This is a genomic window from Methylophaga sp. F7 (genome assembly GCF_056863975.1).
The window spans coordinates 508,194-528,375 of sequence record NZ_CM166511.1; the positions used below are offsets into that span (position 1 = coordinate 508,194).

18 protein-coding genes are annotated in these 20,182 nt (G+C 43.9%); 11 read left to right on the forward strand and 7 right to left on the reverse strand.

Translation table 11 applies throughout. The features are described 5' to 3' along the window. Positions 1–134: 134 nt before the first annotated feature. Together AC08OG_RS02590 and AC08OG_RS02595 are read right to left on the reverse strand one after the other, a co-directional pair. Positions 135–2,255 (reverse strand): putative bifunctional diguanylate cyclase/phosphodiesterase, encoded by a 2,121-nt coding sequence (locus AC08OG_RS02590; protein WP_482930027.1) that lies wholly within the window; start codon positions 2,253–2,255, stop codon positions 135–137. Positions 2,256–2,379: 124 nt separating this feature from the next. Continuing rightward, positions 2,380–3,246 (reverse strand): SDR family NAD(P)-dependent oxidoreductase, encoded by an 867-nt coding sequence (locus AC08OG_RS02595; RefSeq protein ID WP_482930028.1) that lies wholly within the window; start codon positions 3,244–3,246, stop codon positions 2,380–2,382. Between the two features lie 155 nt (positions 3,247–3,401). Between AC08OG_RS02595 and AC08OG_RS02600 the strand changes: the two genes are divergently transcribed. Beyond that, positions 3,402–4,181 carry a CheR family methyltransferase gene (locus AC08OG_RS02600; RefSeq protein ID WP_482930029.1) on the forward strand — a complete coding sequence of 260 codons (780 nt, stop codon included), beginning with the start codon at positions 3,402–3,404 and terminating at the stop codon, positions 4,179–4,181. Here AC08OG_RS02600 and AC08OG_RS02605 read toward each other — a convergent pair. Further along, the gene (locus AC08OG_RS02605) at positions 4,178–4,861 is read right to left on the reverse strand and encodes a DUF4126 domain-containing protein (RefSeq protein WP_292400929.1); all 684 of its coding nucleotides are present in this window, start codon (positions 4,859–4,861) and stop codon (positions 4,178–4,180) included. The genes AC08OG_RS02600 and AC08OG_RS02605 overlap by 4 nt on opposite strands. A gap of 74 nt (positions 4,862–4,935) precedes the next feature. Between AC08OG_RS02605 and AC08OG_RS02610 the strand changes: the two genes are divergently transcribed. The 10 genes from AC08OG_RS02610 to AC08OG_RS02655 all read left to right on the forward strand — a co-directional run bounded on the left by AC08OG_RS02610 (position 4,936) and on the right by AC08OG_RS02655 (position 15,310). Further along, on the forward strand, positions 4,936–5,694 hold the full coding sequence (locus tag AC08OG_RS02610; RefSeq protein WP_292400926.1) for a Nif3-like dinuclear metal center hexameric protein: 759 nt from the start codon (positions 4,936–4,938) through the stop codon (positions 5,692–5,694). Between the two features lie 32 nt (positions 5,695–5,726). Beyond that, entirely contained in the window at positions 5,727–7,061 is a 1,335-nt protein-coding gene (locus tag AC08OG_RS02615) for a YihY/virulence factor BrkB family protein (protein WP_292400923.1), read from the forward strand. After that, positions 7,058–8,278, forward strand: coding sequence for a bifunctional phosphopantothenoylcysteine decarboxylase/phosphopantothenate--cysteine ligase CoaBC (gene coaBC, locus AC08OG_RS02620; RefSeq protein WP_439502902.1), 1,221 nt, complete (start codon positions 7,058–7,060; stop codon positions 8,276–8,278). The genes AC08OG_RS02615 and coaBC overlap by 4 nt, the downstream gene beginning before the upstream one ends. After that, the gene (gene dut / locus AC08OG_RS02625; protein WP_349677853.1) at positions 8,259–8,714 is read left to right on the forward strand and encodes a dUTP diphosphatase; all 456 of its coding nucleotides are present in this window, start codon (positions 8,259–8,261) and stop codon (positions 8,712–8,714) included. The genes coaBC and dut overlap by 20 nt, the downstream gene beginning before the upstream one ends. Before the next feature lie 8 nt (positions 8,715–8,722). Then, a complete protein-coding gene (locus AC08OG_RS02630; protein ID WP_292356181.1) occupies positions 8,723–11,032 on the forward strand; it encodes a phosphomannomutase/phosphoglucomutase in 2,310 nt (769 codons plus the stop codon). A gap of 114 nt (positions 11,033–11,146) precedes the next feature. Continuing rightward, positions 11,147–12,052: an acetylglutamate kinase gene (gene argB / locus AC08OG_RS02635; RefSeq protein WP_292356183.1), complete on the forward strand. Its 906-nt coding sequence runs from the start codon at positions 11,147–11,149 to the stop codon at positions 12,050–12,052. Then, positions 12,049–12,663 (forward strand): nucleoid occlusion factor SlmA, encoded by a 615-nt coding sequence (gene slmA / locus AC08OG_RS02640; protein ID WP_292356185.1) that lies wholly within the window; start codon positions 12,049–12,051, stop codon positions 12,661–12,663. Before argB ends, slmA begins: the two co-directional genes overlap by 4 nt. Next, positions 12,624–13,082: a hypothetical protein gene (locus AC08OG_RS02645; RefSeq protein WP_292356187.1), complete on the forward strand. Its 459-nt coding sequence runs from the start codon at positions 12,624–12,626 to the stop codon at positions 13,080–13,082. Before slmA ends, AC08OG_RS02645 begins: the two co-directional genes overlap by 40 nt. 195 nt (positions 13,083–13,277) lie before the next feature. Further along, positions 13,278–14,063: a retention module-containing protein gene (locus AC08OG_RS02650; protein WP_482930030.1), complete on the forward strand. Its 786-nt coding sequence runs from the start codon at positions 13,278–13,280 to the stop codon at positions 14,061–14,063. After that, positions 14,039–15,310, forward strand: a complete 1,272-nt coding sequence (locus tag AC08OG_RS02655; protein ID WP_482930031.1) for a type I secretion C-terminal target domain-containing protein — start codon at positions 14,039–14,041, stop codon at positions 15,308–15,310. The genes AC08OG_RS02650 and AC08OG_RS02655 overlap by 25 nt, the downstream gene beginning before the upstream one ends. Positions 15,311–15,387: 77 nt before the next feature. Here the strand turns inward: AC08OG_RS02655 and AC08OG_RS02660 are convergent, their stop codons facing one another. The 4 genes from AC08OG_RS02660 to AC08OG_RS02675 are packed head-to-tail and all read right to left on the reverse strand — an operon-like array spanning position 15,388 to position 20,176. Then, entirely contained in the window at positions 15,388–15,777 is a 390-nt protein-coding gene (locus AC08OG_RS02660) for a type IV pilin protein (RefSeq protein WP_292356192.1), read from the reverse strand. Positions 15,778–15,791: 14 nt separating this feature from the next. Then, positions 15,792–16,088 carry a hypothetical protein gene (locus AC08OG_RS02665; RefSeq protein WP_292356194.1) on the reverse strand — a complete coding sequence of 99 codons (297 nt, stop codon included), beginning with the start codon at positions 16,086–16,088 and terminating at the stop codon, positions 15,792–15,794. A gap of 18 nt (positions 16,089–16,106) precedes the next feature. Next, complete coding sequence (locus tag AC08OG_RS02670) at positions 16,107–19,646, reverse strand: pilus assembly protein (protein ID WP_292356196.1); 3,540 nt, start codon at positions 19,644–19,646, stop codon at positions 16,107–16,109. Positions 19,647–19,648: 2 nt separating this feature from the next. Further along, entirely contained in the window at positions 19,649–20,176 is a 528-nt protein-coding gene (locus tag AC08OG_RS02675) for a pilus assembly PilX family protein (RefSeq protein WP_292400911.1), read from the reverse strand. Between the last annotated feature and the right edge of the window lie 6 nt (positions 20,177–20,182).

The following is a 20,182-nucleotide window of genomic DNA, read 5'->3' on the forward strand; positions in this document are numbered from 1 at the left end:
TGCCTGACTTACTTAATTCTTTAATATCAATTGGTTAGTGTTTATGTTTGGTTTTGAGAAGAGGCTTTTTGCACCAAGATGATTCGAAGTGACGCCTTGGTTGCACAAGCATGAAGCGCACTATCAATAAAATTTTATTTAGAAACCGTTTCAGACAAGGTCGTACTATCAAGCAACGCGGGTTGTGGGCGGCCAATGTGATAACCCTGAGCAAAATCCACCCCATAGCCTCTTAACAGCGCTAATATTTCCGCATTTTCGACAAACTCAGCAGTGGTCTGACGATTAAGCCCTTTGGCGACATCGACTAAAGCTTTGACAAAAAGCTGGTCATCGGCATTTTTATCCAGATTTTTAATAAAGATGCCATCAATTTTGATGATATCGACGGGCAGTTCCCGCATATAGTTAAATGATGAAAACCCGACGCCAAAATCATCTAGGGAAAACCGACAGCCTAAGGCTTTTATTGCCTGCATCATGGCTTTGGCTTGCTGCAGATTAGAGACTGCTACCGTTTCTGTGATTTCAAAAATAATGCCATTGGGATTGACTTGATGTTCGGCAATCGTCTTTTCCAGCAACGGCAATAACACGGATGTATCAATAACCAATCCAGAAAGGTTTATGGCAAAACAAACGTTTCTTCCCTGCTTTTGCAATGCCCCCAGTTGTTGCAGGGCGTGGTAAATAACGTAATGATCTATCTGCTGAATCAAACCAACCTGTTCAGCAATCTGAATAAATTTCCCGGGTAGCCGCAACTCACCAGTGCCGGGATCCCGCATTCGTAGTAAAACTTCGTAATGTTCAATTTTGTCGGTCTGCAATTCGAGAATCGGCTGATAGAACAACACAAACAGATCCTGCTCCAGAGCCTGTTCAATTCGATGTTTCCATAACACGCGGGCTTGCAGTTGCTCTCTAGTACGATCATCAGGTGAAAAGGTATGGAAACTGCCCTTACCAAAAGCTTTGGCTTGGTACATGGCCAGATCAGCAAACCCCATCAGTTCATGAATACTGGCGTCCTGTAACGGGAAATGCACAATACCGATGCTGGTGGATACTTTGTGGTGAACTGCACCATATTCGAGCTGAATGGTACTCAGCTCATGGATTACTTTTTTTGCCAGTGTGATGGCACCTTCGGGATCGCTTTCAGGCATTAAAATGGCGAACTCATCGCCTCCCAGTCTGGCAACCAGATCAGTAAAACGAGTTATCCGTTTCAGAGCTCGGGCAACCAGAATCAACAGTTCGTCACCGGCCCGGTGACCACTGGTATCGTTGATGTCCTTGAATTGATCCAAATCGAGATACAACAGTGTGTTGTGGTGGTGATACCGAATCGCCATACGCAGCGACTTTTCGAACTCTTCAATAAATTTACGCCGATTACATAAGTCGGTCAGCGGATCATGTTCAGCCATCCAGACAATGCGTTTTTCAGCCTCTTTTTTATCGGTCATATCCAGGCCAACCGATAAAATTACCGCTTGCTGGTTGTCATGTTCAAGGCGTGAATGCAACCAGGAAATCTGACGGATAAGGCCGGTTTTATCAATGAGTTCGGCATCTTGTTGGGCAATTCGCTGATGACCGGCCAGCAATTCATTGAAATGGATATTGGCCTCAGTCCAATGACTGGCAGGAAACATTCTGGCGACATTGGTATTGATAACTTCGTTTTTGTTATAGCCGGTAATGTGTTCGCCATAATCGTTAAACAGCGAAATATCGAATTTTTTATCAATGGTTAAAACGATTAACTGGGCGGTATCAAGCAGGCTTTTTATGAAGTCACGATCTTTTCGCAGCTCACGATTTTTAATCTGAACCTGCTGATTGCGCAGCCGCCTGTGCTGATCGAGATGATCCAGCACATTTATCAGTTGATGGGTAAGGTTCGACAGCTCAATAACTTCCTGATCAATACTGCTGACAGTTGTTTCTGATAAAAGCTGGCGTGCCTGCTGATATTTTTTTGCCGATAATAAAGGAAGAGCCAGAGATATTTGTTCAATCTGAGTTAACGGTTGGGATAGACGTCGCAATACCCATAACGTTAAGGCCAGAGAAAACAACAATATCAACAAAAATGGTAAGAGATAGATAGTCAGCAGCTGTGCTTTTTCAAAAAGTCCCTGCTGAAAGTTTAAATAACCGATAACACTCAGAATGAGGAAGCCGGTCAGACAGCTGCCAAAAAAAATGCTGTAGGCTGTTTTCCAATGAAATTGAAGTTTTGACATCCTGGCCATTTATCTCTCATCCATGGGAAGCATTATGCCGGCGATTATGGCATATCATTGAGTGAAAATAATGTGCACTAGGGCCTGTTTATCTCTCATAGCCGCCTATAAAAGATACACAGACCTAGTGTTGTTCATCACGAGAAACTTTGCGCAGTACCCAATCCAGAGCGTTGGCAGGTAAAACGCGTTTGAGATACGCAAACAGATACGTCGGAAAAGTAACGTAATAACGAATTTTTGGTCGTTCGGCTTCTATGGCATGTACTAACTTATCAACTACCGCTTTGGCTGGAAGGGTGAATGGTGCTGCTGGTCCTGGTGCTAATAAGCGTTTTTCCATCGCAGTATAGCTCGCCTTATGAGCACTGGTATCTTTATTAATGTGCTGCTGATATTTGGTAAAAGCATTGTGCCTGAACTGGCTGGTTATCGGCCCCGGTTCAATGAGCGAAATGGCAATACCTGTGCCTTTTAATTCCAAACGCAAGGTATCAGCCAAACCTTCGATGGCGAATTTACTGGCATTGTATGCCCCTCGATAGGGTAAGGCGATGAGACCTAATACAGAGCTGTTATAGATGATTCTGCCAGAGCCCTGTTGGCGCATCTGTTTTATCATCAGATTAGTCAGTTCCTGTGTGCCAAAAACATTGGTTTCAAATTGTTCACGAAGCGCGTCACGGCTTAAATCTTCCACTGCGCCTGGCTGACCATAAGCAGCATTATTGAACAATACATCGACTTTACCCTCGAACGCTTTTATTGCTGCCTCAACCATGTTGCCTATCGATTCACTGTTGGTCAGGTCGCAAAGTAAATTGTTGATGCCTGCTTGTGAAAGCATGATTTGATCGACAGGTTTTCTGACAGTCGCAATCACATTATGCCCCCGCCGATGTAATATCCTGGCAGCTTCCAAACCGATGCCACTTGAACATCCAGTAATCAAAATATTACGGCGGATTATGTTGGGCTTGTTTTTTGGCATATAAGCAATCAGAGTATGGTTAAATTATAACGGCTAAACATTTAAGCATATTGACCGCTAAATGTTATAGAACGAAACAATTAAGGTGGGCAAAACTCAGGTATGTTACAAGGAAATGATATTAGTCAGACCGATTACGAACGGTTTCGACTTTTTTGGAACAGGCCTGCGGCATTGTTTTGGGTGATGGCAAACAATATTTAATTGTCAGCCGTCTGACCAAGCTGTTACGGGATGAAAATATTCCGTCAGTTGCCGATCTGTTAAATGCCATACAGCGTGGCCACCCGCGTCACTTGCGAGACGCGGTTATCGATGCGATGACGACAAATGAAACCTCTTGGTTCAGGGATGGCGGGCCATTTGAAGTATTTGAAAAAATGACGTTGGCTGATTTGGAAACGCGGGTTACAGCTACCTGCAGAATCTGGTCAGCAGCCTGCTCTTCGGGGCAGGAACCTTATACCATCAGTATGATCCTCAATGAATATATTCGTAAAAAGCCGGATAGCAAACTTAAAAGCACCCAAATCATTGCCACAGATATTTCCAACAGCATGCTGGCACTGGCAAGGCGCGGTGTTTATGAAGAACATGCGCTGATAAGAGGTATTTCCCCTGCAAGACGACAGCAGTTTTTCAAACCGTTTGAAGGTCGCTGGCAAATTGTCGATGAAGTTAAACAACGGGTGCAGTTCAGGGAACAGAATCTGTTGCAAAGCTATACCGGATTGGGTCGGTTTGATGTCATCCTGTGCCGTAATGTGTTGATTTATTTTTCGATGCAACGCAAGACAGACATACTTACCCGCCTGGCCCAGGCATTAAACCCGGGTGGCTATCTGTTTTTAGGTGCCTCGGAAACGATTAGTGGTTATACCGATGCATTTGACTTGCAACGCACGCCGCATGGTGTGGTCTATCGCCGTCGTTAGTGTTCGGATTTATCGGATACAGATTTAATCTCTATGGATTCAGCGGATTGGTCACTTGTTGCTGTTTTCGCCGTTTGCGGTTTTTCACACCACCCCAGCCAGCTTCCAATGTATTGTAAGACCGTTTTGATTAAACGCCATAAACGCGGTAGCAACCAAATCATTAACACGATGAAAATAAACAGTGCCGCAAGAAACCACAGTGGATGAGTGAGGGCCGTCCACAAACCGGCAATCACCAGCAAGTCTTCGGTTATTGAGGCTGTCCAGTTGCTGAAAGGTTCTGGTGAGGTATTGATCATTAATCGACTGCCGGCTTTAGTGGCATGAGTTGCGGCAGCAAGGCTTCCGCCCAGCAGACCTGCTGTTAATTCGATTGCCGGGCTGACATCTCCAACTGCACTTGCCGCCAACATGGCACCAGCCGGAATACGGATAAAGGTATGCAGAGTATCCCAGCCGGTATCGACGCCTGGCACTTTATCAGCGAAAAATTCCACACAATACATTACTGCTGCGGCTGTCATCACCAGCGGGTCACTGAGAACCTGCAACTCTGTCGGCAAAACCATATGGCCTGTTGTGCCCATATAACCCAGCATAAATACGGCAGCATATAAATTGATTCCACTGGCCCAGGCGGCACCCATACTCAGTGCAATAATACTCACAGCATCCATTTAGTGACTCCTGTTTGTTATAGTGGTGGGTCTGAAAGATCATCAGACCCTGGAGTTTTTGTGGAGTAATTTGGATGATAACCCGAACAGAGCTGATCGCCTATATTGATGAGCAATTGGAAGTATCGAGATTTCAGGACTATTGTCCGAATGGTTTACAGGTTGAAGGTAAACCAGAGGTGAATATTCTGGTGACCGGCGTAACGGCAAGTCAGGCTTTGTTAGAGGCGGCTGTGGAGCATAATGCTGATGCACTTATAGTGCATCATGGGTATTTCTGGCGTGGTGAAGCTCCCGCAGTGACCGGCATTAAATATCAACGTTTGAAAATGTTAATCAATAATGGCATCAATCTTATAGGCTATCATCTGCCCTTGGACGCCCATGCCGAGTTTGGCAATAATGTACAACTTGCAAAAATACTGAATATAGAAATGGATGGTTTTATTGCCGGTACCGGAGAACCCGCCATCGGTTTCCGAGGGAAACTGACAACACCCCAAACCTTAGAAGAATTTTCATCCCATATTGCCTGTCAACTGGATCGAAAACCGACCATTATTGCCGGTCATGATCGTTTAATAAAAACAGTTGGCTGGTGCACCGGTGCTGCACAAGGTTATATTCAGCAGGCAGCAGAGTCAGGTCTGGATGCCTTTATTAGTGGAGAAGCTTCAGAGCAGACAACACATTTGGCCAGAGAACTTGGAATTCATTACATCGCAGCAGGACACCATGCCACTGAGCGTTATGGGGTTAAAGCCTTGGGAGAGCATGTTGCTCTGAAATTCGGCCTGCAACACTATTTCATTGACATTGATAATCCAGTTTAATGGATAAACCTGCCATCAGGATGATAACCAACATGAAAGACTATATAGACAAGTTAAAACATTTTTTCCAGGTTCAGCTTTGGCAGGAAACGACTGAAAGCGCCAGCAAACTAAAACGTTTGACACGGCACGCGGGCCGAGTGGTTTATGTGATGGCGAGGCAACTGTCGACCGGAGAATTAAACCTGCGGGCAATGAGTCTGGTGTTTACCACCTTGTTATCATTAGTCCCGTTAATTGCAGTTGCTTTTTCAGTGCTCAAGGCTTTTGGAGTACATAACCAAATAGAACCCGTACTGCTGAACTTCATGGCCCCCCTGGGTGAAAAAGCCGGGGAAATGACTTCCAGCATTATTGGCTTTGTAGAAAACGTCAAAGTCGGCGTGCTGGGTTCGATTGGTTTGGGCATGTTGTTTTACACAATTATTGCTTTGGTACAGAAAGTTGAAAGTGCTTTTAATTTTGTGTGGCGGGTCAAAAGATCAAGGTCGTTTGCACGTCGATTCACTGATTACATGAGCGTTGTGATGATCGGGCCGGTATTGGTCTTCTCTGCTTTAGGAATTGCCGCAACGGTGATGGATAATGATGTGGTCTCGACCTTACAATCAATCGAACCATTTGGAACATTGCTACTGATACTCAGCAAATTGTTACCCTATTTTATGATTGTGCTCGCCTTTACCTTTCTCTATACCTTCATTCCTAATACCAAAGTGAAACTTGGGCCGGCTCTGGGTGGTGCAATGGTGGCCGGAGCACTATGGATTGGACTGGGAACTTTGTTTGCGACTTTTGTAGCTTCATCATCCAATTACACGGCAATCTATTCCAGTTTTGCGATTTTATTTTTCTTTATGATCTGGCTTTATCTTGGCTGGTATATTTTATTGACCGGATCTCAGGTAGCTTTTTATCTTCAGCATCCAAGATTTGTATTGATGGGCGGAAAAACCCTGGTTTTGAGTCCACGATTACGTGAGAAAAAGGGCTTGTGGTTAATGACTATTATTGCCCGTCGCTTTTGTGAGAAAAAGCCGGCATACAGCCTTTCGGAACTGGAGAAGCTCACCACGTTAAGTAGTGAAAATTTAGAGGAATTATTGGACATTTTGGAGGAAGGTGGCTTTATCGTAGAGGTGGCTGGAGATAAAGATTCCTTTACTATGGCCGGCGATGTCAGCAAAATTTTAGTCAGTGAAATTTTGTTTTGTTTACGTAGTGCCGAGGAAGTGGGTATTTCAACATTACAGCAACACACTGAGCCCAGTATTGAAGCATTCTTTTCTGAAATTAATGAAGCACAGAATGCTGTGTTGGATGACTTAAGTTTACGTGATTTAGCCATAGGCAAAAATACAGCATGATTGAGACAAATGCTTTTCAGGGAAAACGTATTCTTCTTGGCGTTACCGGCAGTATTGCAGCCTATAAGTCAGCAGATTTAATTCGAAGATTAAAAGAATACGGTGCTGAAGTACGGGTAATGATGAGTGATGGTGGAATGCAGTTTATTACGCCACTTACGCTGCAAACGGTCAGTGGTAATCCCGTGTCATTGAATTTCTTTGATGCTGATGAAGAAGCTGCAATGGGTCATATTAAATTGGCGCGTTGGGCAGACTGGATCCTGATTGCTCCCGCAACCGCTGACTGTCTGGCGAAACTGGCTCATGGCCTGGCGGATGATTTGATTTCCACGGTATGTCTTGCCTCGGAAGCACCGTTGATGGTGGCACCGGCAATGAATAATAAGATGTGGTCACATATCGCAACCCAGCAAAACTGCCAACTGCTAAAACAACGCGGTGTGGAATTTATTGGTCCTGAAAGCGGTGATCAGGCCTGTGGGGAACAGGGCGAAGGTCGCCTAATGGCTGTTGAAAATATTGTGATGCATCTGAGCCGCAAGTTGCAGACCGGTCCTCTGACAGGAAAACAGGTAGTCATTACTGCAGGACCTACGCATGAACCAATTGATCCGGTTCGCTTTATTGCTAATCGCAGCTCAGGGAAAATGGGCTATTCCCTGGCGCAAGCAGCCGTTGAGATGGGTGCAAAGGTCACCCTGATATCTGGGCCGGTGGCTTTGGAAGCCCCGTCTGGTTGCAGCCGTATAATGGTTGAAACGGCTCAACAAATGTTTGACGCTGTTATGCAAAACTTAGCTGGTACGGCAATTTATATCGGTTGTGCAGCAGTAGCAGATTATCGTCCCACGCATCCTGCTTCAGCTAAATTAAAAAAAACGGCTGATGATGATTTATCACTGCAACTTCGTTTGAATCCCGATATTATTACATCGGTTGCCAATGCCGATGAGCGGCCGGAGCTGGTCGTTGGTTTTGCTGCTGAGACAGATGATTTGCAACAATATGCACAACATAAATTACAGCAAAAACGTTTGGATTTGATCGCAGCGAACCAAGTGGGGGATGGACTGGCTTTTGGTCAGGATAACAATGCGCTGGAAATTTTCTGGGAAGGTGGGCATAAGTCCTTGGCTGAAGCTCCGAAACTTGAAATTGCACGCGAACTCATAACATTAATAACAGAGCGTTATCATGCAAAAAATTCAATTTAAGATTCTCGATCCGAGACTGGGCAAATCCATTGAACTGCCGGACTATGCCACCGAGGGTTCTGCCGGAATGGACCTGAGGGCCTGCCTGGATGAAAATCTGATATTACGTCCTGGCGAAACCATTCTAATACCGACCGGAATTGCCATTCATATTGATGATCCCGCTTTGGCTGCGATGATTTTGCCGCGCTCAGGCCTTGGACATAAACACGGCATTGTATTAGGTAATCTGGTGGGCCTTATCGACAGCGACTATCAGGGACAAATTTTTGTATCCTGTTGGAATCGGGGGGATACGCCCTTTGAAATCGTAGTGGGGGAGCGTATTGCACAAATGCTGTTCGTCCCAGTAGTGCAAGTAGGATTTGAGCAGGTCACCGAGTTTACTGCCAGTGAACGTGGTAGCGGCGGCTTCGGCCATACTGGCAGAAGCTGAGCACAACCGTGCTGCTGAAACTGCAAAATCTGAAGCTATTTCGCCGAAGGCTGAGTTCGCTGGCCATTCTGCTGTTGATTTTGATTGTTCTTTCCGGGGTGGCAGCAGCAATCCGGATTAATGATTACCAACAGCAGTCAGCTTCAGAAGCATTCAACCAGACACAAACGGAAAAGCTGGCGCTCGCTGCATCCGGTATGATCGATATGCTACAAGACTGGCAGCAACGTTTTAACGAGATGTCGGCGGAAAATGCACAGGACCCGGTAGCTTTTGGCTGGCCTGATGCATCAACCTCATGTGTTATTTCCTTTATACCTGCTGCTCCAACATCCGACGCGTGTATTCCGGTCAGTTTTGGCACTATTAATAGTCTGCGCCAGGCAGACATGCAAGGTATGGCTGATATTGCTGTTATGCAGCCAAATACGCCTCAGGCGCATATTTTACTGACCAAGAAGCTGGATGCAGCAGGCTATCTGGTGCTTAGCCTGCAAATGACTGAGCTGGAGGATAAGCTGCGTGAACGTTATTTATCGATTGGTACAGGTAGTCTGGCATTACAGCAAGGGGCCCAAAACTGGCTGACTTTGATCGAACAAGGCGATGGTAAAGCTCAGCATTCCAGTCCTGTTTTTACTCAGGCATTACCCGGAGCTTACTGGCGCCTGGCATTCTGGCCTGCTGAAGGGGTGGCTAAAACAGCAGCCTGGCCTGCATTGCTCATGTTAGCCATTATTGTTTGTGCCTTATGCTGGCTGGTGATAAACCGGTTCAGTACGTTAAAACCAAAAAAACAGGCGCAAATTGGAGCACGCCCACGGCCAGTAGAATATACAGAAAATGAAGTTAATATCGATAATACGCCGCCTCCTGCGGTAATACGCGCAGCCGCTCCCAAAGTGAGTAAAACCGAGTCAGTAGATAGAGTCAGGCCAGTAGATATTAAACCGGTTATTTTTAAGGCCTATGATATTCGGGGTATTGTCGGCACCCAATTAAGTGAACCCATTATGCGGGTCTTGGGGCTTGCCATAGGTACGGAGGCACAGCATCAGGAGCAGACCCGGATTATCGTCGGGCGGGATGGTCGGCTTTCCAGTGAGAGTTTCAGTGATGCATTAATCGAAGGTATTCTGGCCAGTGGTTGTGATGTTACTGATATTGGAGCGGTACCAACCCCTCTTGTTTATTTTGCCTCGCAGCACATGCGGACACATTGTGGCGTAGTAGTGACGGGCAGTCATAATCCACAGGGCTACAATGGTCTGAAAATTGTTATCAATGACAAAACATTGTCTGGTGATGCTATTCAGGGCATTTATCATCGTATACAGCATTCTCGACTTTATAGTGGGGAGGGCCAGTTACGACAGGCAGATATCATTGCTAGTTATATTGAAAAAGTAAAACAGACTGTTCCTTTATCCCGCCCGCTAAAAGTCGGTGTGGATTGTGGAAATGGTATTGCTGGTAAAGTGGTTCCGCAGTTGCTAACCGCATTAGGCTGTGAGGTGCATGAACTGTTTTGCAAAGTTGATGGTCACTTTCCCAATCATCATCCCAACCCGGCCCAACCGCAAAATATGCAGGATATTTCTAAACTGGTTCGTGAGAAACATCTTGATATTGGACTGGCGTTTGATGGAGATGGCGATAGACTGGGAGTGGTTGACGGAGAGGGTGAAATTATCTGGCCGGATCGTTTGCTGATGTTGTTTGCCAGCGATATTCTGAAACGCCATAAAGGTTCGACCATTGTTTATGATGTCAAAAGTACGGGCTTGTTGAGGCAGGTTATTACCAAGGCAGGTGGTAAGGCAATGATGTGCGCTTCGGGCCATTCATTAATACGGGCCGAAATGCTCAAACATGAGGCAAAATTAGCGGGTGAGCTGAGTGGACATATCTTTTTTGCCGATAACTGGTATGGTTTTGATGATGCTTTATTTGCCGCCTGCCGCCTGCTGGCGCTGATTGCCGATGATCCACAACGTCGTGGCGCAACAGAAATCTTTGCTGCACAACCGCAAAGTGTTAGCACTCCAGAAATTTTAATTGATTTAGATACAGCAGAATGCCGTCGGTTTATGACACAATTTACACAAAATGCACAGTTCGATGATGGCGAAGTTATCACCATTGATGGTGTGCGGGTGAATTTTAGCAATGGCTGGGGACTTGTTAGAGCATCAAATACTGTTCCCGGTCTCACGTTGCGATTTGAAGCAGAAACTGAAGAAGATCTGGAACAGATAAAACAGCAATTTATTCAGCAGATGCTGCAGGTGAAACCTAATCTAAGTCTTAATTTTTAATCTTACGCTGTTAACGACAAAAACGAATTATAGTTGGTCGTTATTTTACATAAGCAAAAACAATAAAAAAAGCTTGCACTAAACAGACTGTGCGGGACAAGGAAGAAATTTTTAATGAGTTTGAATACACAAAAAGCGTCACATATTGCTCAGGTTCTGACTGAAGCGTTGCCTTATATCCAACGTTTTTCCGGTAAGACACTGGTCATCAAATATGGTGGTAATGCCATGATTGATGAAACGTTGAAAAACAGTTTTGCCCGCGATGTTGTGTTGTTGAAAGCTGTTGGTATTAATCCTGTCATTGTTCATGGTGGTGGTCCGCAAATAGGCCAGCTTTTGGCAAAGATCGGAAAAGAGTCCGAATTTATTAATGGTATGCGGGTCACAGACAACGAGACCATGGATATTGTTGAAATGGTGCTCGGCGGCCAAGTGAACAAAAGCATTGTTAATCTGATCAATAACCATGGTGGACGAGCTGTCGGCTTGACGGGGAAAGACGGTAGTCTGATATTTGCTGAAAAGATGAAATTTGCTTCACAGGAAGAACTTGGCGTTGATGCACCGGAAATGATTGATTTGGGCTATGTAGGCCGCGTAACCAGTATTGATACCAGCGTGATTGATATGTTGATTCACAGTGACTTCATTCCTGTAATTGCACCTATCGGGGTGGGGCAGGATGGACAGTCCTACAACATTAATGCCGATCTTGTTGCTGGTAAAATTGCTGAAGTGTTGCAGGCAGAAAAACTGATCCTATTGACAAACACGCCCGGACTGCTAGATGCTGACGGGACGTTGCTTACTGGTCTGAATGCGAAACAAGTCAATGATTTGATTGCCTCGGGTGTCATTTATGGCGGAATGTTACCTAAAATTGGCTGCGCGTTAGATGCCGTTCAGGCGGGGGTGACCAGCTCACACATCATCGATGGTCGTGTACAGCATGCGGTATTACTGGAAATGTTTACGGATGAGGGCGTTGGTACGCTTATTCGTGGAGGCGGTCGATGACTGAGCAACAATCAACGCGCGCGCAGAATAAACAGTCGCGTCATCAAGCGATATTGGAAGCTTTGGCGACGCAACTTGAAAAACATCCCGGACAGCGAATCACAACAGCGCAATTGGCTGAAAGCCTCGGAGTATCTGAAGCGGCTTTGTACCGCCATTTTCCCAGTAAGGCGAGAATGTTTGAGGGGCTTATCGAATTTTCCGAAGATACCGTTTTTGGCTTGATCCGTAGAATTGTTGATGAAGATGATAATGCGGTCTCTCGATGTGAAAAAATTATGGCATTAATGCTGGGGTTTAGTGCCAAAAATCCAGGTATTAGCAGTGTCCTCGTTGGAACAGCGTTAACTGGTGAAACAGAACGGCTTCGTCATCGCGTGAGTCAATTTTTTGACCGATTGGAGACGCAATTCCGACAAATTCTGCGGGAACGCGAGTTAACCTTGACTCAAGCTGGCGGACGGCCAGTGAATGAAACGGCTAACTTATTACTCAGTATTGTTGAAGGAAGACTTCAACAGTTTGTTCGTAGTGGATTTCGTCAGTCACCGCTTCAGGGATGGGAACAACAATGGCAACTCATCAATACGATTCTGAAGGTCTACGCGTGATTAACGTAGTTTTGATTGGTCGAACAATAGCCAGTTTAATTAATCTGGCTGAACATGATGACTTAAAGATTACCGTTATCGACCCAGAAACTGTTGATACAGCAGTTTTGGCAATAATCGCTGCTGAAGCTGATATTACCGTGTTGGAACAAAACAATGAACGGATTAATGCCGATATTCTATGTTTGGTTCTGGCGACAAATTACGAACATAATCAGACCCTGATTATGTCGGATAAAACACCGGATTTTAATCAACTCAAAGCAACTGGCTTCAGAGCACGGGGTTACATCACACCATCACAGCATGACAAGTTAGTCAAAGCTATTCGAGCCGTACATGATGGTGAGGCATGGTTACCAAGACGTCTGGTCGCCGATATGCTGAATCATTTCGCTGCAGGTGATATGGGGCAATAATCAAACCTGGACAAGAATTAATTTTATCTGGCTGGAATTTTGCTTAACAAAAAAATAAATTTTTTAAAATATTTGTTTTTTTAGTACCAATGTACAGTAGATAGCTTTGTGTAGTCATGGGAGACTATCTGCAAATATGGTCACAAGTGGTTTTTGTTGGCCTTGGGAAGCAGCATTTCATCGGAGAAGAATTTTATGGCCACAGAAGCCGGAATTATTTCAGCCTTAATTGGCACTGCAACTGCCACAGCAGTCGACGGTACTGTGAGAAATTTACAAGTTGGTGACAAAGTTTATCCCAACGAAATTATTACCACGGGTATTGCCGGTGCTATCGAAATTGAATTTCCAGATGGCGGGGTAATGGATCTGGGACGTAATTCTCAAGCTGTTCTCGACAGTGAAGCATTTGAATTGGATGTTGCAGAAGCTGATACACCACCGGCAGCTGATGTGGTCGATGATATAGACGCCATTCAACAGGCTTTACTCGCAGGTGAAGATCCAACACAAGTTGCTGATCCTACTGCTGCTGGTCCAGGCGCACAGCCCACCAGTGAAGGTGGCAGCGAAGCGGTTGTTGTAGATTACCTTGCTCCACGAATTACACCTGATTCAGGTTTTGAAACAACAGGGCCGGGTATTGCTTTCCCTGATCCTCCACCGTTTGAGTTTTTAGTTGATGAGTCGGATGATTTGGATCCCATTATTCCAACAGATCCAACAGATCCAACAGATCCAACAGATCCTAATCAGCCAGATGATCTTAAGCCAGTTGCGGATCCTGTTTTAACCAGTTATGAGTTTGCAAGTCAGACTGAAATAGAATTACCCCAAGATGCTTATGTATTTAAACAATTTTCTGTGGATGGTTTTGTTGATAGCGGTGAAGATAAGTCCAATCCTAGTACGTTTGAGGATATTGCATCCCTGGGGGGAATGATAATGAAACCGACTTGGCAGGATTGCTTTTTACGTTAAAGGCACCGCCTAGTTTCGGTCAGCTTTTTATAAAAAATGGTGATAATTGGGTTGAATTGAATGAAGGCAATACATTTAATTCAAGCGATTCGATTGTTTGGAGTGCAACTCTTGCTGAGTTTAACTCAGAACTAACATCGAAATCCTATGGCGGTATTAAAACAGGGAGTTCAGCCTGGGAGGGGGTTACTCTTGAAGCGACTAATCTTAATGGTCAGTCTGCTAAAATTGCATTTGATTCAGATGGCATTGGCGTTGCTGGAGGGACAATTGTACCAAATCAGCTGGAACACCGAGGTGGAGCCTCAGAAAAAATAACAATGAGATTTGAGAATCCATCATTAGCAGCCACCATAACTGTCAGTAGACTTATTGCCAATGAAAAAGAGGTTGGGCAAGTCGAAGCTTTTTTGAATGGTGAGTCAGTTGGTGTTTGGACATTTACCACAGCGAACGGTAATCCATTACTGAACGGAGAACCGGTAGATTTTTCTCTGGCAAAGAATAATTTGACCGTTGATCCTGCTGGATCCTCAGGTAATGCGACTTTTACCCTGCCTGATGGTGTAATATTTGATTCACTTGAATTTACTGCTACTAATTATGTTGATGGTAAAAAGTCTACATCAGACAGTAGTGATTACTACATCCAAAAAGTGACCGTAAGTGAAATTCCTGATAGTGAATTCCAATATTCCGTGACTGATGCGGCTGGCAATGAAAGTGATACTGTTAAGGCGGTTATTACTTCAGGTGATGCGGTTTTGGAAAACCCTGATTCTGGCGAACCTAATATTATCAAAGATGGACGTGGAAATAATGAATTGATTGGTACCGATCAAGATGATGTCATTATTGGTGGAGCTGGTAATGATATTCTGACAGGTGGAGATGGGGCTGATTTATTTGTATGGCAGGCAGGGGATGAGTTTAATCTTTCCAATATCTCCGCCCAGGATACCGTTACTGATTTTAATATTGAGCAAGGTGATGTACTTGATTTTGCAGATATTCTTGTTGGTGAAGAGTCCGGGGATTTAGCTGATTATATTCATATTGAAGATAATGGTGTTGATACCGTTATCGAGCTCAAGCCCGAGGGTGCTGGTGGCGACGTCAAACAAACTATTACTTTGCAAGGTACGACTCTTGCTGATATGGGGCTTGGTGGATTTGATACTTCAACGCAACAGGCTGAGATTATTAACAAGCTCGTACAGGATGGTCATGTGAATGTTGATAGTTAACTAGTTAACTCTATACATAAAAGACCCGCATAACGCGGGTTTTTTTATGGGGTTAAACTTCTTGCTAACTTACTAAGTTACCAACAATCATTAGCTGGTGTTCTTTGATTATTATGGTTAATCGTCATTGTTCCGCAACGATCAGCTGCTTGCCCCCCTGTAGGAGCTGCCTGGATTGTATAAGCTGTGGCGGATGGTGCGGCCGTGAAACTTAAGTTATAAAAACTGTTACCTTGCTTTGGTGAATTTATGAAAGGTAAATTGGCACCTGCATAAGTGAAGTTTTCCCCATAATATCTTTCCATAAAACTTACCAGTTCAAGTAAATCAGCCTGTGCATTCGATCTACGAGTCTCTCTAACTTGCTCCAGGTAGGATGGGTAAGCAATTGCAGCAATAATAGCAATGATCGCAACCGTTATCATCAACTCAATTAGCGTAAAACCTCTCTGAGGAGTAGTGTTCATGTTCTCAGTTCCTGTTAATTAGCATTGAGTAACCAAATTTCAGTGACATATGGCAGCTCACTATTTTCTTCATTTTTTGTATTGAAACCGATTAGTTCGCCTGCAGGAAGCTGAGGACCTAACTCACCATGACGAACCAATGCATGAACATTTGTATTACTATCTATCCGATAGGCGGTGTCATTAATTATTATAGTATTTGAATGGCCTGATTCTTCACTGATAACTCCAGTCTGGGTAAAACTGGTGTTAGCACCAGAAAATGCATTTGCACTAAATAACATAAAAACCAGAATAGAAAATATTTTCATACAGGTAACCTTAGTAAATTACTGCAATTGACGCCATGATTGACGTCCCTCATATCCTGGACCAGGATTTTCAATCGTTACTTCAATATTGCCATCAGCACCACTGGTATATTTAATTTCCTGTTGTCCACCGGGTTGATTGACGATACTTGGCGTTGGAATAATACCTACTTTTGATTCTTTTCCGCTGTATGGAACTTCAGTATCTGGGTCACCATCCCCATCTGTATCAATCATAAAGAAGTCTTCAGATGTAAAAACGCCATCTCCATTAACATCAAAGGGCGAATAGGATAATCTTGCACCCGTAGCATAATTCATTTCCATTAACCAACCAGATCCACCGAATGCACAAGGATCATCTGATGGAATTAAAGTAGTAAATATAATCCGCCCATTACGAATAATGGCATTACTTACTTGTCTTTCTCCCAGGTTACCTGAATTTACATCCTGATTAACAAGATCAATGTACCAACCAGAATGTTCTGTCCAATTAATCAGCTCATCAGAAGTAATACGATAATTGAAGCCATCTACAGATACCTGTTGCAGAATTTGTTGTTGTAAAAGATCGCTTCGGTCAAAAGCTATCAGCTCTGACAGTCTTTTATCCCAAATACTATAAAAACTCTGAGTGACTTGATTTTCACTAGAATTATCCCCTACTTCAAAGTATTTACCCGTACCAAATAATAACAAATAGCCATTTTCCCTAGGGTGTTTTACAACTTGAATGCGAGTTGTTATAGGTTGAATATTCGCCCCTGTACAAGTTTCTCCTGCACAAGCCGTGTAGAGTGGTTCAGGATTATCGGAATCAAGATAGGTAAAGTCCCAATTATCCTCATCCTGGCCGGTTACATTTATACTCCAAACGTTTCCGAATAAATCCCCAGCATAAATAGCGTCTACTATATTGTCATTATTAATATCAATTGCTGTTGGGGAAGCGATACCATTTGGTCGTTGAGCACCGGTTGGATCATCATTAGTACCAACCAATGTGTCAAACTTCTTAATCAAACTACCATCTGCAAGATTTATAAGATAAATGACTCCATTACCAGTCTGGCTGTCTTGAGCATCATTACTGTCTAAATTATTGTCTGCAGTATTGTTATAGCCACCGCCAACTAGAGCTGCCCATTCGCCATTATTTAGTCGAACAATACTTGCTTGTCCAAATGTAAACCCAAGATCTCTTTCATCCTGATCTGTAAATTCCCATAAAACTTTACTAGCAACATTTGCCTCTGTATTAAGGCTTGTTGGATCAGTTATATCTAATGCAAACATACCTTGTCCGCCTGCACCTAGTCCTGAAACGAGCACGGTGCGCCAACTACCATTGATAAAGGCATCTACTATTGTCGGGCTGCCATCCACATAGTATTTGTGTGTATAACTGGTATTGCTCAAATTATTTAAATTGTTGTAAACCGCATTGGGAACATAGGCAAATTTTTCAACCCCAGTATCGGCATCAAAAGCATGAAGCATTCCATCATTTGCACCTACAAAAACTAATCCTTGCCGATTAATATTTGCCACCACATAAGCTGAATAAGGACTTGCTGTTTCAGGTTGAGAATTTCCCCAGTTATCTTGATAACGTGAACCTGGGGTTGCTGCATAAGTTGGGGCAGAATTTATAATATCGCCAAGTAAACGATTTCTATTTCTAAGCGTACCACCTTCATTACTGGCTTCATTGGATTGGTCACCACGGATATAATTTAAAATTGATTGACTACCAAGTTGAGTTTGTTGGCTAGCTGAAATTGATGCCCAACGGAAAGGCTGTCCAGAATTTCCATCATAAGTTGCAATAACACGATCATTCGCAGCGGGTATCAGTGTTCCAGCATCCCAAGCAACGCCCCCAAGTGTGGCATCATCGTTAATGCTAAAGGCTAACAACTGACCGCTCCAGTCTCCACTATCAAATCGTGCTTGATAAATTTTACTGTCACCAGATACGGAACCAGAATTTAATGCAACAGAGGCAGCCGAAGAAGTCCTTGATGAAATATTTGACAGAATAGCTGCTAAAGAATCAGCAAAAGTATCAGGGTCTGTCGCGCTAAAGAAGGAACCACGGCTGTTAACAGCAGCGTGCCAAAGATCATCGATATTTTCCTCTGCATCTGCCGAGGGTTCTGGCCAACCTATACTTCCAGACGCTAATGCTTCGAAATCTGTATCAGGATCTAACGTACCATTAACCCCTAGTCCTACTGTAAAATTCACTAAATGCTGCCAGAACGCAGGATCTTCCTGATTTGTAGGGACATTATTAGTTAAATCTTCCCGAAGATCGCGTTTCCAATATTCCATTGCAACATCCGCCAAGGTGTTATCCCACGCATCTGTATATGGATTTACTGGAGTATATTGATAATCATCATTATCTGGACCTGATATCACTTCTCCACTCGTACCATCAGTATTGCCAACCCCTGGGCTAGAGCCATTCCAGTAACCATCAGTTGTTAAAATATGATAGCTCTGACGGCATGAAAGATGTTCTGCATCATTGTTAGTACCCGGTGTATTTCCCCACGGACCGGAGTTATCAGTTCTTTCGAAATATTGGCCAACACTATTGGTGGCGGAGCGAAGAGGAGTTCCTGAGTTGTTAATTACACGCTCGTAAAGGTTGTCAAAAAAATCTGCTCGGTTTGAACCGGAGAATTGTCTCAACCCCTCAATAACCGCCCGATTACTAGTAACACCGTCAATCGTTTTGCTGCCCTGATTAATTGCTGCGAAACCGACACGTAGATTCGAACCTTGTTTGGCAAAAGCTCTGCCGACACCCGCTCTCGCAGTCAAAACTCGCGAGCGATAGTATTGGAACCAATTAGCAAAGTTTTGAATTTCTTCTGCTTTGGTTCTAACAATGCCACTAGGGCTGGTGAAAGTAGTAGAGGATGAGGTTGAAGTAGTAATTTGAACTCTGGTATAGCTGCTTCTAGCTGTACGGCTGCCACCATTATATTTGTAATAAGTGATTGGCCAGAAGCTGTGATTACCGTTACATGGATCCCCGAATGCCTGTGTGAGGTCACTGGTATTCCTAAACCAACAAGCAAACTGGGTTTGTTGATTTACTAAATCAATGCCCCCAAGGGCTGGAATAGCAGGGTTATATAAAGCATTGTTGACATTTGCGTTTCCCATGCTGGTACCGTCGGCATTACTCCATGGTACATAGGTTACATCGGGATTATAAAAAACCGCATTATTAGCTGACGATCGTGTAAAAAAGTTATGAACGTTATCATCATCAAAATTTGCAATTTGATTTGCGTAGGTTACCCCACCATATAAATTGCTAGGTCGTGGGAAAATATAGCTGCTGAAATTTCGATTTTCATCAGGCATTACTTCCCATTGCATAGATCCCGAATCATCAAGTGTAAACATGATATTCGGCTCAATACTACCACCCAGATAAAGTGGAACATTGCTGATATTTAATGTTGTAGCAAAAGCACCATTACTTATTAATAAAATAAATCCCACTGCGTATTTTAAGATGAAATTTTTCATTATCAGTACCTCTTAATAACAGTGCTTTGCAATAAAACTCTGGCCTGGTCAGAACCACCGGTACCGCGAGCTGTAATACGATAATGGACAATGCCGTCAACTGGGGAACCTGTTCCTTTGTTTTCATCATCATTGTCAAAAACTAATTCTTCAATAATATATCTGGGAGGTGTAGCTACGTTAGCGACGTTTACTGAAGCAACTCCATTGGCGCTCCACCAGGCTGCATCGCGCTCCAGCCACCATGGTGCTGCATTCGTTGGAGTAGGATCCATGGCATTTGTATTCCAAGTGTTTTCATTACTGCCGTCTTGGGTTGCAATCGGTTCAGTGACAAATGCAGAGATTCTTTTCTCAGCATCACGTAGTGCAATTTCAGCTGCCTGGAAAGCTAATTCATGATCCCGAAGGTTGGCGGTCATTTTCTCTTCAAGTGAGCTGGTGCTAATACTGGATAGACCTAACAAGGTCATTAACACCAGAATAATCAAGCTGACGATTAACGCCGCACCTTTTTGATTGGTTGCCATTAGTTT